Origin of the sequence: Mesorhizobium sp., assembly GCF_004963255.1 — a bacterium.
Taxonomy (GTDB): Bacteria; Pseudomonadota; Alphaproteobacteria; order Rhizobiales; family Rhizobiaceae; genus Mesorhizobium.
Map to the genome: position 1 here is coordinate 3,338 of NZ_SUGA01000041.1, position 12,601 is coordinate 15,938.

The 12,601-nt window shown below is 63.6% G+C and carries 16 protein-coding genes; 7 read left to right on the forward strand and 9 right to left on the reverse strand.

All coding sequences use genetic code 11. From position 1 onward, the window contains the following. Together E5X34_RS28065 and E5X34_RS28070 are read left to right on the forward strand one after the other, a co-directional pair. Positions 1-230: rhomboid family intramembrane serine protease (locus E5X34_RS28065; RefSeq protein WP_292571665.1), on the forward strand; the 230-nt coding region annotated here is incomplete at its 5' end. A gap of 127 nt (positions 231-357) precedes the next feature. Further along, positions 358-789 carry a CBS domain-containing protein gene (locus E5X34_RS28070; RefSeq protein ID WP_292571668.1) on the forward strand — a complete coding sequence of 144 codons (432 nt, stop codon included), beginning with the start codon at positions 358-360 and terminating at the stop codon, positions 787-789. 49 nt (positions 790-838) lie between these two features. On the opposite strand, the gene E5X34_RS28075 is transcribed toward E5X34_RS28070, so the two are convergent. Next, complete coding sequence (locus E5X34_RS28075) at positions 839-1,111, reverse strand: YjhX family toxin (protein ID WP_042643899.1); 273 nt, start codon at positions 1,109-1,111, stop codon at positions 839-841. A gap of 371 nt (positions 1,112-1,482) precedes the next feature. Here E5X34_RS28075 and gatB point away from each other — a divergent pair, with 371 nt between their 5' ends. Both gatB and E5X34_RS28085 read left to right on the forward strand, forming a co-directional pair. Further along, positions 1,483-2,982, forward strand: a complete 1,500-nt coding sequence (gene gatB, locus E5X34_RS28080; protein WP_292571671.1) for an Asp-tRNA(Asn)/Glu-tRNA(Gln) amidotransferase subunit GatB — start codon at positions 1,483-1,485, stop codon at positions 2,980-2,982. A gap of 4 nt (positions 2,983-2,986) precedes the next feature. Next, the gene (locus E5X34_RS28085; protein ID WP_292571674.1) at positions 2,987-3,475 is read left to right on the forward strand and encodes a GNAT family N-acetyltransferase; all 489 of its coding nucleotides are present in this window, start codon (positions 2,987-2,989) and stop codon (positions 3,473-3,475) included. A gap of 100 nt (positions 3,476-3,575) precedes the next feature. Here the strand turns inward: E5X34_RS28085 and panC are convergent, their stop codons facing one another. Next, a complete protein-coding gene (panC, locus tag E5X34_RS28090; protein ID WP_292571677.1) occupies positions 3,576-4,427 on the reverse strand; it encodes a pantoate--beta-alanine ligase in 852 nt (283 codons plus the stop codon). Further along, positions 4,424-5,263: a 3-methyl-2-oxobutanoate hydroxymethyltransferase gene (gene panB, locus E5X34_RS28095; protein WP_292571680.1), complete on the reverse strand. Its 840-nt coding sequence runs from the start codon at positions 5,261-5,263 to the stop codon at positions 4,424-4,426. Before panB ends, panC begins: the two co-directional genes overlap by 4 nt. 321 nt (positions 5,264-5,584) lie before the next feature. Here panB and E5X34_RS28100 point away from each other — a divergent pair, with 321 nt between their 5' ends. The 3 genes from E5X34_RS28100 to E5X34_RS28110 all read left to right on the forward strand — a co-directional run bounded on the left by E5X34_RS28100 (position 5,585) and on the right by E5X34_RS28110 (position 7,179). After that, positions 5,585-5,983, forward strand: a complete 399-nt coding sequence (locus E5X34_RS28100) for an NADH:ubiquinone oxidoreductase subunit NDUFA12 (RefSeq protein ID WP_042643890.1) — start codon at positions 5,585-5,587, stop codon at positions 5,981-5,983. 129 nt (positions 5,984-6,112) lie between these two features. Then, positions 6,113-6,742, forward strand: coding sequence for a DUF2155 domain-containing protein (locus tag E5X34_RS28105; protein WP_292571684.1), 630 nt, complete (start codon positions 6,113-6,115; stop codon positions 6,740-6,742). Positions 6,743-6,801: 59 nt separating this feature from the next. Then, entirely contained in the window at positions 6,802-7,179 is a 378-nt protein-coding gene (locus E5X34_RS28110; protein ID WP_292571687.1) for a hypothetical protein, read from the forward strand. A gap of 8 nt (positions 7,180-7,187) precedes the next feature. On the opposite strand, the gene aat is transcribed toward E5X34_RS28110, so the two are convergent. The 6 genes from aat to E5X34_RS28140 form a co-directional block, all read right to left on the reverse strand. After that, positions 7,188-7,805 (reverse strand): leucyl/phenylalanyl-tRNA--protein transferase, encoded by a 618-nt coding sequence (gene aat / locus E5X34_RS28115; RefSeq protein ID WP_292571690.1) that lies wholly within the window; start codon positions 7,803-7,805, stop codon positions 7,188-7,190. 12 nt (positions 7,806-7,817) lie between these two features. Then, positions 7,818-9,161 (reverse strand): acetyl-CoA carboxylase biotin carboxylase subunit, encoded by a 1,344-nt coding sequence (gene accC, locus E5X34_RS28120; protein WP_292571693.1) that lies wholly within the window; start codon positions 9,159-9,161, stop codon positions 7,818-7,820. 13 nt (positions 9,162-9,174) lie between these two features. Beyond that, entirely contained in the window at positions 9,175-9,642 is a 468-nt protein-coding gene (gene accB / locus E5X34_RS28125; RefSeq protein WP_292571696.1) for an acetyl-CoA carboxylase biotin carboxyl carrier protein, read from the reverse strand. Between the two features lie 26 nt (positions 9,643-9,668). Continuing rightward, a complete protein-coding gene (gene aroQ / locus E5X34_RS28130) occupies positions 9,669-10,103 on the reverse strand; it encodes a type II 3-dehydroquinate dehydratase (protein WP_292571698.1) in 435 nt (144 codons plus the stop codon). Between the two features lie 132 nt (positions 10,104-10,235). After that, on the reverse strand, positions 10,236-11,063 hold the full coding sequence (locus E5X34_RS28135; RefSeq protein ID WP_292571701.1) for a DsbA family protein: 828 nt from the start codon (positions 11,061-11,063) through the stop codon (positions 10,236-10,238). A 58-nt stretch (positions 11,064-11,121) separates the two neighbouring features. Continuing rightward, the gene (locus E5X34_RS28140) at positions 11,122-12,534 is read right to left on the reverse strand and encodes a M48 family metalloprotease (RefSeq protein WP_292571705.1); all 1,413 of its coding nucleotides are present in this window, start codon (positions 12,532-12,534) and stop codon (positions 11,122-11,124) included. Positions 12,535-12,601 lie beyond the last annotated feature (67 nt).

Consider the following 12,601-nt stretch of genomic DNA (forward strand, 5'->3'; position numbering starts at 1 on the left):
GCAGGGCGGCCTTCGCCGGCGAGCCCCTGCCGATTTCGGCCGTGTTGCGCTCGCGCGGCGTCATGACCTTTCTTGGCGTCTGGTTGGTGATCAATCTCGCCACCGGCCTGCTCGGCTTCGCGCCAGGCGTCGATGGCCAGATCGCCTGGGAAGCCCATATTGGCGGCTTTGTCGCAGGCTTCTTCGGATTGCGTTCCTTCGACCGCGGCTGGCTGCAGCCTAGTCCTTAGGCGCACTTGAAAAGCAACCAATCACGGCGCACGATGTTTGCTAAGCACCCGGTGTCTTTCTAGGGGCGCAGGGGCTGAAAAAGCCGGTCGGGGCGGGGAGCCGGCGTCAAAGGCAGTGGAGGACGCCATGACGGTTAAGGCAATTCTCGAAAGCAAGGGCCATGACGTGTTCACGCTCGGGCCCAATGAGAAACTCAGCGAGGCCATTCGCATGCTGGCCGAGCACAGGATCGGCGCGCTCGTCATCACCAATGGCGACCGGAAGATCGTCGGCATCCTCTCGGAGCGCGACATCGTCAAGGTCCTGGCCAGGGATGGCGCCGCCGCGCTCGATATCGCCGTGCGCTCGGCGATGACGCCGAAGGTGAAGATCTGCAACGAAAACCACACGGTCAATGAGGTCATGGAGATCATGACCAGGGGCCGCTTCCGCCATCTGCCGGTTGAGAAAAACGGCCTGCTCGACGGCATCGTCTCCATCGGCGACGTGGTCAAGCGCCGCATCGAGGACGTCGAGCGCGAGGCCGAGGAGATCAAGCAATACATCGCCACTGCTTGATCTTGAGTGAAAACCGCCGGCTGTTGCCAGCCGGCGGCGTGGGCGCGTTCTATCGGTTGTCGAGCTCGGCACGGACGAGTTGGAGCCCGCGTCGGGTGATGCGATAGGGGCCGCCATCTGTCGAGGAAACCGCTTTCTTGCGCCTCAGTTTTCGAAAGAGTTCCAAGTCGAAGCCCGGATAGCGCCAGCCGTCGCGGGTCAGGCACTGGACCGAGGCGATTTTCCTGCTCTCGTTCTTTTCGATTTCGATACGCCCGCCCTGCGCGAGCAGGTGCAGGATGCGCTGTTCCCCACAGCGCCGCGCGTCCTCTTGGACGCGCAAAAGGACGCTGTGGCACTCTTGGTTGGCGCATGATCCTTTCCGAAAATCGGTTCCGATTTTCGGGGTCATGCGCTGCGCGAAATGTCCATTGGAGAATTCCCGGGAAAATAAAAAAAGCCGCCGCCGCGAGACATCGCGGCACGGGGTTTCAGGTTTTTCTGCCCTGCCTCGCTTAGGAGGTCAGGGCTTCACCGGGACTGAGCGTAAGTGGACATCCACTCTCCATTGGGATGGATGTCCTATAGGCGAACGTGGCGGAAAAGGCCAGGGTGGGGCTTTCCGCTTGTCTCGACGGGCTGTTTGCACTAGCGAAGTTGCGCAGCGAAATGTGCATTAATGCAATTCCGAGAATTCTAAGTCCGTAGGCCTCCATGAGCATCATCGACACCCGCACCCCCGACGCAAAACGGCTTATCCCCGGCGCCACCGGCGACTGGGAAATCATCATCGGGCTCGAAGTGCATGCGCAAGTGATCTCGCAGGCCAAGCTTTTCTCCGGCGCCTCGACCTCGTTCGGCGCCGCGCCCAACGCCAATGTCAGCCTGGTCGACGCGGCCATGCCCGGCATGCTGCCGGTCATCAACGAGGAATGCGTCAAGCAGGCGATCCGCACGGGGCTCGGTCTCAAAGCCGCGATCAACCACAAGTCGGTCTTCGACCGGAAGAACTATTTCTATCCGGACCTGCCGCAGGGCTATCAGATCTCGCAGTTCAAGCAGCCGATCGTCGGCGAGGGCAAGGTGATCGTCTCCGTCGGCCCCGACCGCCAGGGCGAGTTCGAGGATATCGAGGTCGGCATCGAGCGCCTGCATCTGGAACAGGACGCCGGCAAGTCGATGCACGACCAGCACCCGACCATGTCCTATGTCGACCTCAACCGCTCCGGTGTCGCGCTGATGGAGATCGTCTCCAAGCCCGACATCCGCTCGGCCGACGAGGCCAAGGCCTATGTCACCAAGCTGCGCTCGATCATGCGCTATCTCGGCACCTGCGACGGCAATATGGACGAGGGCTCGCTGCGTGCGGACGTCAACGTCTCGGTGCGCCGTCCGGGCGGCGAATTCGGCACGCGCTGCGAGATCAAGAACATGAATTCGATCCGCTTCATCGGCCAGGCCATCGAATATGAGGCGCGCCGGCAGATCGCCATTCTAGAAGACGGCGGCAAGATCGACCAGGAAACGCGCCTGTTCGACCCGAACAAGGGCGAGACGCGCTCGATGCGCTCCAAGGAAGAAGCGCACGACTATCGCTATTTCCCGGATCCCGACCTTTTGCCGCTGGAGTTCGACCAAGCCTATGTCGACGCGCTGGCCAAGGACCTGCCGGAACTGCCTGACGACAAGAAGGCGCGGCTGGTCGATGTGCTTGGGCTGTCCGCCTATGACGCCTCGGTGCTGGTTTCGGAAAAGCCGATTGCCGACTATTTCGAGAAGGTTGCCGCCGGGCGCGACGGCAAGCTCGCCGCCAACTGGGTCATCAACGATCTCCTTGGGCAGCTGAACAAGGCCGGCAAAGACATTGAAAATGCTCCGGTTTCGCCTGAGCAGCTGGGCGCCGTGCTGGACCTGATCAAGGAAGGCACCATTTCAGGCAAGATCGCCAAGGACCTGTTCGAGATCGTCTGGAACGAGGGCGGCGACCCGCGCCAGCTGGTCGAGAGCCGCGGCATGAAGCAGGTCACCGACACCGGCGCCATCGAGAAGGCCGTCGACGAGGTGATCGCCGCCAACCCGGACAAGGCCGAGCAGGCGCGGGCCAAGCCGACCATGGCCGGCTGGTTCGTTGGCCAGGTGATGAAGGCGACGGGCGGCAAGGCCAACCCGCAGGCGGTCAACGACCTCGTCAAGGCCAAGCTGGGCATCGAATAGGGCGATGTTCGTCCGTACCGCCAGCGAGCGCGATCTTGTTGCGGTCCGCGCGCTGCTGGTCGAGACCTGGCATGCGACCTATGACGCCATCTACGGCGCCGAGCGGGTGACGGCGATCACCGACGACTGGCATTCGATCGCCTCGCTCAAGGCGCGGCTGACGCGGCCGAATTCCGAATTCCTGGTGGCTGACGATGGCAAGCGGCTCGGCGGCATGGCGTTCGCCGCCGCGACCACCGACCCGAAGATCGTCCTTCTGAACCAGCTCTACGTGCATCCGGCCTGCCAGCGGCAGGGGATTGGCCAGTCGCTGCTCGACGAAGTCGAGGCCAGTTTTCCGGAGATGGATACGCTGCGCCTCGAGGTCGAGGAAGCAAATGCCGCGGCCATCGGCTTCTACGAGGCCAACGGATTCCGGCCGGCGGGCAGGACCGCCGATTGCGGCGGCGGTTCGGGATTGCCCGCGCTCATCATGGAAAAACGGCTCGGCTAGACCGCCGGCGCGCATCCAATCGATGTATCTGCATAGGCCGTCGGACGAGTAGCGTCACGAAGCGTAGCGGCGGATCGGCAGCCGATCGGGCCGCAAGCGGTCAGGCGGAGGGAATCTCCACATTGTCGATCAGCCGCGTCGTGCCGAGCCAGGCTGCCGCGAGCAGACGGCCGTCGCGGCTCCGCTGCCAGGGTGCAAGCGTCACGCTCGCGCGCGCGGCGACATAGTCGACCTTACGGAAGCCCGCTGAGATGACAGCCTTCGTGGCATCTTCGATCGCGTCGGCTTCACCCGCGCCGGCTGAGAGCGCCGCCGCCGTGCGGCGCAGGATTACGTTGAGCTGGCGCGCGATGTCGAGCTCGGCTTCGCCCAGATAGGCATTGCGTGACGACATGGCGAGGCCATGGGCGTCACGCACCGTCGGCGCGCCGATGATCTCGACCGGCAGGTCGAGATCGCGGCAGAGCTGCCTGACGACGCAAAGCTGCTGGTAATCCTTCTCGCCGAACACGGCGCAATCGGGCGCCGCCTGCAGGAAGAGCTTGGCCACCACGGTCGCGACGCCGTCGAAGAAGCTTGGCCTGAAGTCTGTTTCGAGGCCCGACGAGGGACCGCCCACCGAGATCTTGGTGGCGAAGCCGGCAGGGTACATTTCGCTTACGCCCGGCGTGAAGGCGAGATGCGCGCCTGCCTCCCGCAACCGGTCGAGATCGCGGGCCAGCTGACGCGGGTATTTGTCGAGGTCTTCCGTTGGCGCGAACTGCGTCGGATTGACGAAGATCGAGACGACGCAGCGCTCGGCCCGTTCGAGCGCGATCCTGACCAGCGAGATATGGCCGTCATGCAGCGCACCCATCGTCGGCACCATGGCGACCTTGAGGCCGGCTCGCCGCCAACCCTGGACCTGCGCCCGAAGCGCTGTGACGCTGTCGACGACGATTGGAGCGTTCATGTCTCGTCCTTGCTGGATGCCGTCGTGAAGACGTGGTCGGGGCCGGGAAAGGCGCGGCTGCGCACCTCGGCCGCGTAGCGCGCCGCCGCATCCGCGATGACGCCGCGCAAGTTGGCGTATTCCTTCACGAATTTAGGCACGCGGTCGACGGTCATGCCGACCATGTCGTCGATCACCAGGATCTGGCCGTCACAGTCGGCGCTGGCGCCGATACCGATTGTCGGTATGGAAATGTGACGGGTCAACTTCGCGGCCACGACCTCCATGGTGCCCTCGATAACGACGGAGAAGGCGCCGGCCTTTTCCACCGCCTCGGCGTCGCGGAAGAGCGCTGCGATGTTCTCCTCCGTGCGGCCCTTGACCTTGTAGCCACCGTCCTTTTCCACTGACTGTGGCTGCAGGCCGATATGGCCCATGACCGGTATGCCTTCGGCGACGATGGCCGCGATCTGGGCGGCCATGTCGACGCCGCCTTCGAGCTTCACGGCCTGGCAGCCCGTTTCCCCGACGATCCGCCTCGCCGATGCTGCGGCCTGCGTCGGTGAGTCCTCATAGCTGCCGGCCGGCATGTCGACCACGACGCAAGCCTTGGCCGAGCCGCGCATCACGGCCTGACCGTGGGCGATCATCATCTCCAGCGAGGCGCCGAGCGTGGTTGCGTGGCCGTGCAGGACCATGGCGACGCTGTCACCGACCAGGAGCAGGTCGACATGCGGATCGAGCAGGCGGGCGACGGGATAGGTATAGGCGGTGAGGCACACGATCGGCACGCCGCCCTTGCGGCGGCGGATGTCTTCGGCGCTGATCCGGCTGTCGGCGGACGGATCACGGGTCAATCGTCACCTCCCTAGAGCATGATGCCGAAAAGTGTGTAGCGGTTTTCGGACGACATCATTCTCTATCTCTTTGATCTAGAGCCGGATGATTTCAGTTCGATTCGACCTGAAATCATCCGGCTCTAGGCGCCCCGGAACGAGGCGGGTCGAGCTTTAGAAAGACAGGCAAGGCTTGGCAAGCCGCCCTGCCGCCGGCGGAGCGGCTGCATCGATTTAGCGCACGAAGCATTATGTTCCGGGCGCGGCAAAAGCCTTGCCTTCGCGTTTGGGTGACGCCATAAGCAGGGGAATGGCGCAGCCGCTGCCGCCGCGAGGATCTGGATGAAAACTTTCCTGCTGCAGTTTTTCACCTGGTGGAACAGCCAGACGCTTGGCACCCGCTTTCACACCTGGCGCTTCGGCAAGAAGGTCGGCGAGGACGAAGCAGGCAACGTCTACTATGAAGGCGGTGTCGATTCGGAAGGCCGCACCCGCCGTTGGGTGATCTACCGCGACTATTCGGAAGCCTCGAAGATCCCGCCCGGCTGGCATGGCTGGATTCATCACCGCGTCGACACGCCCCCTTCGGGCGAGAGCTACAAGGCGCGCGAGTGGCAGAAGCCGCATCGGGCGAACCTCACAGGAACGCCCGGCGCCTATCGGCCGCAAGGTTCGATCTTGACCAACCAGCATCGTCCGCAAGTGACCGGCGACTACGATGCCTGGACGCCGGGATCGTAATCACCCGGATCGCAAAGCGCCGCTTCGATCCTTTATCGCCACAATTGGCGTTTAGCTGCTTGCTGACTGCGCAGCCATGATTAGCCTTGGGCATTGAGAATCACCCGGGCGCAACCACCGGTATTTTGCATGAGCGATCCAGAGCAATTCCAGGAAAAGTGCGCAGCGGTTTTCCGTTCGGAATTGCGGCTCAGGATTCCAGCCCAAATCTCTAAGGCGCTGATCGCTGCGGCGTCCCTTCTGCTTGGCTCGACGGCCGCTTTCGCCGCCGCGCAGGCGCCGGCCCCAGCGCCGGCTGCCTCCGAGCGTATCACCAATCCCGTGGCCGAATTCGCCGGCATCGACAAGATCACCGGTCGCATCATCACCTTCGACGTCTATGTCGACGAGACCGTGCAGTTCGGCGCTTTGCAGGTCACGCCCCGCATCTGCTATTCGCGGCCGGATACGGAGCAGCCGAAGACCGATTCCTTCGTCGAGGTCGACGAGATCACGCTCGACCGCAAGATCCGCCGTATCTTCACCGGCTGGATGTTTGCCGAAAGCCCTGGCCTCAACGCCGTCGAGCACGCCGTCTATGACGTCTGGCTCAAGGGCTGCAAGCAGAAGTCGGACGTGCCGCCACCGACCGCGGCAAAGGCCGAGACAGGCAAGCCGAAGACCCAGGCCGCCAAACCCAAGGCTTCGGCGGAGCCAGCGACCGAGCCGGCCGACGCTGCTCCCGAGCCGGCCGACGACGATCCTTCCAGGACCAACTGATCCCGGAACCTGCCCGCCTTTGAGCCGTTCCAACTCGGCAAGGCGAGGAGGATTCCGCGATGACCCCCACGAAGCCGATCATGGCCAACAAGCAAGAGCTTCTCGACATCGAGAAGGGCTTCTGGACCGGCGATTCCGCTTATTATGAAGCCAATGCCGATGTGGAATGCCTGGTGGCGTTTCCGCAAATGGCCAAGGCGATGACCAACGCCGAACTGGCAGGGACTGCCGGCAAGCCCAACCGTTGGCGCGACCTCGACATCAAGCTGAAGGGTATGGTCGAGCCGGGCAGCGATATCGTCATGCTGACTTACGAAGCGCGCGCGACGCGTGAGAACGGCGAATCCTATGCCGCGCTGGTCAGCACCGGCTATGTTCACCGCGCCGACGGCTGGAAGATGATGTTCCATGCCCAGACGCCGTTGGAGACGGCGTAGAGCTGACCTCAAGGATAGAAGACGGCCTCGCCCTTCAGCGCTTCGGCCAGCAGCTTCTCATATTGGCCGCGCGGCACGTCGATGGCGCCGAAGCGCTTCAGATGCTCGGTGGTGAACTGCGTGTCGAGCAGCGCGAAGCCGCGCGCCTTCAGCCGCTCGACGAGATAATAGAGGCAGGTCTTCGAGGCATCGGTCTCCCTGGCGAACATGCTCTCGCCGAAGAACACACGCCCGAGCGAGACGCCGTAAAGGCCGCCGACCAGGCGATCCTCGCGCCAGGCTTCGACCGAATGGCAATGGCCGAGGCGATAGAGCTCGACATAGGCTTCGCGGATCGGCGCATTGATCCAGGTCGAGCGGCGCTCCTCGCGCTTCTCGGCGCAGCCGTCGATCGTCGCCTCGAAATCGAAATCGTAGCGGATCTCGAACGGGTGCTTGCGGATCGTCTTCTTGAGGCTGCGCGGTGTATGGAACCCGTCCAGCGGGATGATGCCGCGCGTTTCCGGCCGCACCCAGAACACTTCCGGGTCGTTGGCGCTCTCTGCCATCGGGAAGACGCCCGAGGCGTATGCCCTGAGCAGCAGGTCGGTCGGGATGCGATAGCCTGGCGCGTAGGGGCGGGTCATCGCATCCCCGTGCTATTCACCCTTGGCCAGGTATTTTTCCAGCCAGTGGATGTCGTAGTCGCCATTGGCGATGTCGGGATTGCCGACAAGGTCGCGAAACAGCGGCAGCGTCGTCTTGATGCCGTCGACGACGAACTCGTCGAGCGCGCGGCGCAGCCGCATCATGCATTCGACGCGGTTGCGGCCATGCACGATCAGCTTGCCGATCAGGCTGTCGTAATAAGGCGGGATCTTGTAGCCGGAATAGACACCGGAATCGACGCGGACGCCGAGGCCGCCCGGCGTATGGAAATGCGTGATCGTGCCGGGCGAGGGTGTGAAGGTGCGCGGATCCTCCGCGTTGATGCGGCACTCGATGGCATGGCCGTTGAACTTGATATCCTCCTGCCTGACCGACAGCCCGCCGCCGGAAGCGACGCGGATCTGCTCGTGCACGAGGTCGATGCCGGTGATCGCTTCCGTGACCGGATGCTCGACCTGCAGGCGCGTGTTCATCTCGATGAAATAGAACTCGCCATTCTCATAGAGGAATTCGATCGTGCCGGCGCCGGAATAGCCGAGATCGGCGATCGCCTTGGCGCAGATGTTGCCGATGCGCGAACGTTCCTCGGCATTGAGCGCCGGCGAATTGGCTTCCTCCCAGACTTTCTGGTGGCGCCGCTGCAGCGAGCAGTCGCGTTCGCCGAAATGCACGCCGCGGCCGGCGCCGTCTCCGAACACCTGCACCTCGATATGGCGCGGCTTCTCCAGATATTTCTCGATATAGACGGCGTCGTCGCCAAAGGCCGCGCCCGCTTCAGACTTTGCCGTCTGCAACGCGACTTCGAGATCCGCTTCGGTGTGCGCCACCTTCATGCCGCGGCCGCCGCCGCCGGCGGAGGCCTTGATGATCACCGGATAGCCGATCTCGGCCGCAACGCGCTTGGCCTCCTTCTCGTCGCTGATCGCGCCGTCGGAGCCGGGCACCACGGGAATGCCGAGACGCTTTGCCGTGCGCTTGGCCTCGATCTTGTCGCCCATGATGCGGATATGGTCGCCGGAGGGGCCGATGAAGGTGATGTTGTGGGCGGCGAGGATGTCGGCGAATTTGGCGTTTTCCGACAGGAAGCCGTAGCCCGGATGCACGGCGTCGGCGCCGGTGATCTCGCAGGCGGCGACGATCTGGTGGATGTTGAGATAGCTTTCGCGCGACGGCGGCGGGCCGATGCAGACGCTCTCATCGGCGAGCCGCACATGCATGGCGTCGGAATCCGCAGTCGAGTGGACCACCACCGTCTGGATGCCGAGCTCCTTGCAGGCGCGCAGCACCCGGAGCGCGATTTCGCCGCGATTGGCGATGAGGATCTTCTGGAACATCTCTTGGCTGTTCCTACTCGAGGACCACCAGCGGCATTCCGTACTCGACCGGCTGGGCATCCTCGATGAGGATCGCCGTCACCGTGCCGGCGCGCGGCGAGGGAATCTGATTCATCGTCTTCATCGCCTCGATGATGAGAAGCGTCTGGCCTTCCTTCACCTTCTGACCGATCTCGACGAACGGCTTGGCATCGGGCGAGGGCGCCAGATAGGCAGTACCGACCATCGGCGAAGGCACGGCGTTTTTCGACGGATCGGCGGGCGCCGCGGCGGCGGCCGCTGCCGGCTGAGTCGCGGCGGCGACGGGAGCGGCGATCGCGGGCAGGGGCGCGGCAACCGCATGGACAGCCTGCGACTGGCGCGACACGCGCACCTTGAGGTCGCCGAGCTCGACCTCGATCTCCGTCAGATTGGTGTCGTTCAGGATGCCCGCCAGATCGCGGATCAGCTGCTGGTCAACACCGGTCTTTTTTATCGACATTTTCGAGCCTTCTGTTTGGGGGCCGGTCACAGGCGTGCCGCCAGTGCCTTCAGCGCGAGCGTGTAGCCGAGCGGCCCGAACCCGCAGATCATGCCGACAGCGACCGGCGCGACCATCGAAACGTGGCGGAAGGGCTCCCGCGCGTGGATGTTGGAAAGATGGACCTCCGCGACGGGCAGTGGCGCAACAGAGCGGATGGCGTCGTGGATGGCGATCGAGGTGTGGCTGTAGGCGCCGGGATTGATGACGATGCCTGCGGCCTTCTCGCCGGCTTCCTGGATCCAGTCGACCAGATCGCCCTCATGATTGGACTGGCGAAAATCGATCTCGAGCCCGAGCGCGGCGCCCGCCGCCTTGCAGTCCTCTTCGATGGCCGCAAGCGTCTTGCCGCCATAAATTCCCGGCTCGCGTTTGCCGAGCGCATTGAGATTGGGACCGTTGAGGACGAAAATCGTTTTCAATATGCCGACCTTGTTTCACGCCGACCTCAAGCCGGCGCACTGGGCCTCTATAATGGGCATAGCCGCCCGCGAAAAGAGCGCAAGTGCGTTCTTACGCTGTCCACAGCGGCCGGCTTTTGTATCCGCAAGCGCCTACAGTGCGCTCTTGGCCTCTTCGATCTTTTCCGCCAGAACCTGCTGGCCGAGCGCTCCGAAGATCACCTCGTTGCCGACCACATAGGACGGCGTGCCAGTGATCGACAGTTTCGTCGCAAGGTCATAGGTGCGCGAAAGCGTCTCGGCGATGCGCGGATCCTTCATCTTCTCGCGCAGCGTCGCCTCATCGGCGCCGAGCGAAAGCGCCACCTTGATAGCGGTCGCTTCGGTGGCGCGGCCCTGGCCGCCGAGCAGCGCGGTGTGGAATTCGCCGTATTTCTCCGGATGCATCAAGTGGAACGCCATGGAGACGACGCTGGCCTTCTGCGAATCGGGGCTCAGGATCGGGAACTCCTTGAGCACGAAGCGCAGGTCCGGGTCTGACTTGGTCAGCGCCTGCATGTCCTCGATGGCGCGTTTGCAGAAGCCGCAATTGTAGTCGTAGAACTCGACGATCGTGACCTTGCCCTTGGGGTTGCCGACGACGCCGTCGAAGGTCGAGTTGAAGATCTCGTCCTTGGAATTCTTGATGACGCCCAGTGCGGCAAGCCGCTGCTCTTCCTTCTGCTTGGCCTCGAGCGCGTCCTGCACCTCGAGCAGCACTTCCGGGTTCTTCAAGAGGTAGTCGCGGATGATGCCCTCGACCTCCTTGCGGTCGATCTTGGTGTCGGCAGCCGCCTTGGTGTCGGTGGAGGACGTGACCTGGGCGACCTGCACGGTGTCGGCCTTCGCGGCCTGCGGATTTCCCGCCACGAAACCGAAGGCCAGCATGCCGAGCGCCACCGCCAGGCCGCCGGCACTGCCAAGCAGGATTGCCTTGTTCATTATCGTCGTCCTTTTTCCTGTTCCGGTCCGCCTTCGTCGTCGCCGACGTCCGGGAGGTTCATTTGAGTTTGTTAGACGGTGTGTAGTTTATAATATCCTGAGCGCGCACCCAGCGGGGTTCGCCGCGCTTCAATTTCTGTTGAGCGCGCATGGCGAAGATCTTCGCATTCTTGTAGTCGCCCGCATAGTAATGGCCCTCCGCGGTGGCGAGATCGGCGGCCGGAATGTCGCCCTGTTCTCCATAGGCCTGCGCCAGGAAGCGATAAGCATCGGCATTCTCCTTGTCCCGCCCAACGCCGTTGTTGAGCTGGACCACGGCCTTTTTCAGCGAATCGGGCGTGCCCACCGCCATCAGCGCCTGGCCGAGCGAGACCAGTAGCAGTCCGGAATGCGCGGGATCGAGGCTCACCGCCTTGGCATAGGCGTCCGCCGCATCCTTCGGCTTGTTTGCCTTCATCAGGATATCGCCGCGCAGCTCCTGGAAATAGGGGTTCTTCGGCTGTTCCTTGATCAGCGCCGCCGTCTTGGTCAGCGCGGCGCCTGGATTGCCGTAAAGATAGGTCTGCTGCGCGTCGCCATAGCGCGAGGCGAGGCTGGCCGGATTCTTGCGCATCAGCCGCGCGACAGCCGCCTGGCCCTGCATATAGGCGGCGATCTTGATGCGCATCATGTCGTGCCGCTGCTGCAGCGCCGGGGGGTCGACAACATTGACGAAGGGGCTCTGCTTGACCAGCACTTCAAGATTGGCGATGCGCTCCTGCGGCATCGGATGGCTGATCCGGTAGGGATCCACCTGGGTGCCGGCGAGCGACAGCGCGCTCTGGAAGCGGCCGAAGGTCTTCAGCATGCCCATGCCGGATTGGCCGGTGGCGTTGAGATAGGTGATCGCCGAACGGTCGGCGGTGATCTCTTCGGTGCGCTGATAGGCAAGGATCGAACGTTGCGCCATCTCGCCGCCGCCGGCGGCGACGCCCATGCCGGCGCCCGCCAGCCCTTTGCTGTTGGTGGTGGCGCCGGCAACCATGGCGCCGGCGCCGAGCAGCGTGGCGATGATGGCCATTGTCTTGGCGCGGTCGAGCTGGTCGCGCAATTTCTGCTGATGTCCGCCAGCGATATGGCCGGCCTCGTGCGCGATGACGCCGATGATCTCGTTCGGGGTTTCGGCGGTCACCAGCGCGCCGGTGTTGACGAACAGGCGCCGCCCGGTGACGAAGGCGTTGAAACTCGGATCGTTGACCAGGACAATGTCGATGCCGTCATTGGCAAGCCCCGCGGCCTTGAAGATCGGCCGGGCGTAATCGCGTACCAGCGCCTCGATCTCGGCGTCGCGCACCACCGGCACGCCTTGCGCGAAGGCGCCGACCGAGCTCGACACGGCAACGGCGGCGGTAAGCATAAGCGTCGCGAAACCGCGCGCGGTTCGGCTGAGAGAGGTCGATCTGCCAATCGATGGTCGGGGTCGGCTCAACATAGGTCCACTGGTAGACGAGCGGGCGAAAGATGAAAAGTCGGCGCCGGCAACTTCCTGCGCGCTTGTG

Excerpts from the sequence above, each read along its gene's own strand:
- E5X34_RS28070 (WP_292571668.1), top strand. The coding sequence starts at position 358 with ATGACGGTTAAGGCAATTCTCGAAAGCAAGGGCCATGACGTGTTCACG.
- gatB (WP_292571671.1), top strand. The coding sequence starts at position 1,483 with ATGAGCATCATCGACACCCGCACCCCCGACGCAAAACGGCTTATCCCC.
- E5X34_RS28085 (WP_292571674.1), top strand. The coding sequence starts at position 2,987 with ATGTTCGTCCGTACCGCCAGCGAGCGCGATCTTGTTGCGGTCCGCGCG.
- panC (WP_292571677.1), bottom strand. The coding sequence starts at position 4,427 with ATGAACGCTCCAATCGTCGTCGACAGCGTCACAGCGCTTCGGGCGCAG.
- E5X34_RS28100 (WP_042643890.1), top strand. The coding sequence starts at position 5,585 with ATGAAAACTTTCCTGCTGCAGTTTTTCACCTGGTGGAACAGCCAGACG.
- E5X34_RS28105 (WP_292571684.1), top strand. The coding sequence starts at position 6,113 with ATGAGCGATCCAGAGCAATTCCAGGAAAAGTGCGCAGCGGTTTTCCGT.
- E5X34_RS28110 (WP_292571687.1), top strand. The coding sequence starts at position 6,802 with ATGACCCCCACGAAGCCGATCATGGCCAACAAGCAAGAGCTTCTCGAC.
- aat (WP_292571690.1), bottom strand. The coding sequence starts at position 7,805 with ATGACCCGCCCCTACGCGCCAGGCTATCGCATCCCGACCGACCTGCTG.
- accC (WP_292571693.1), bottom strand. The coding sequence starts at position 9,161 with ATGTTCCAGAAGATCCTCATCGCCAATCGCGGCGAAATCGCGCTCCGG.
- accB (WP_292571696.1), bottom strand. The coding sequence starts at position 9,642 with ATGTCGATAAAAAAGACCGGTGTTGACCAGCAGCTGATCCGCGATCTG.
- E5X34_RS28135 (WP_292571701.1), bottom strand. The coding sequence starts at position 11,063 with ATGAACAAGGCAATCCTGCTTGGCAGTGCCGGCGGCCTGGCGGTGGCG.
- E5X34_RS28140 (WP_292571705.1), bottom strand. The coding sequence starts at position 12,534 with ATGTTGAGCCGACCCCGACCATCGATTGGCAGATCGACCTCTCTCAGC.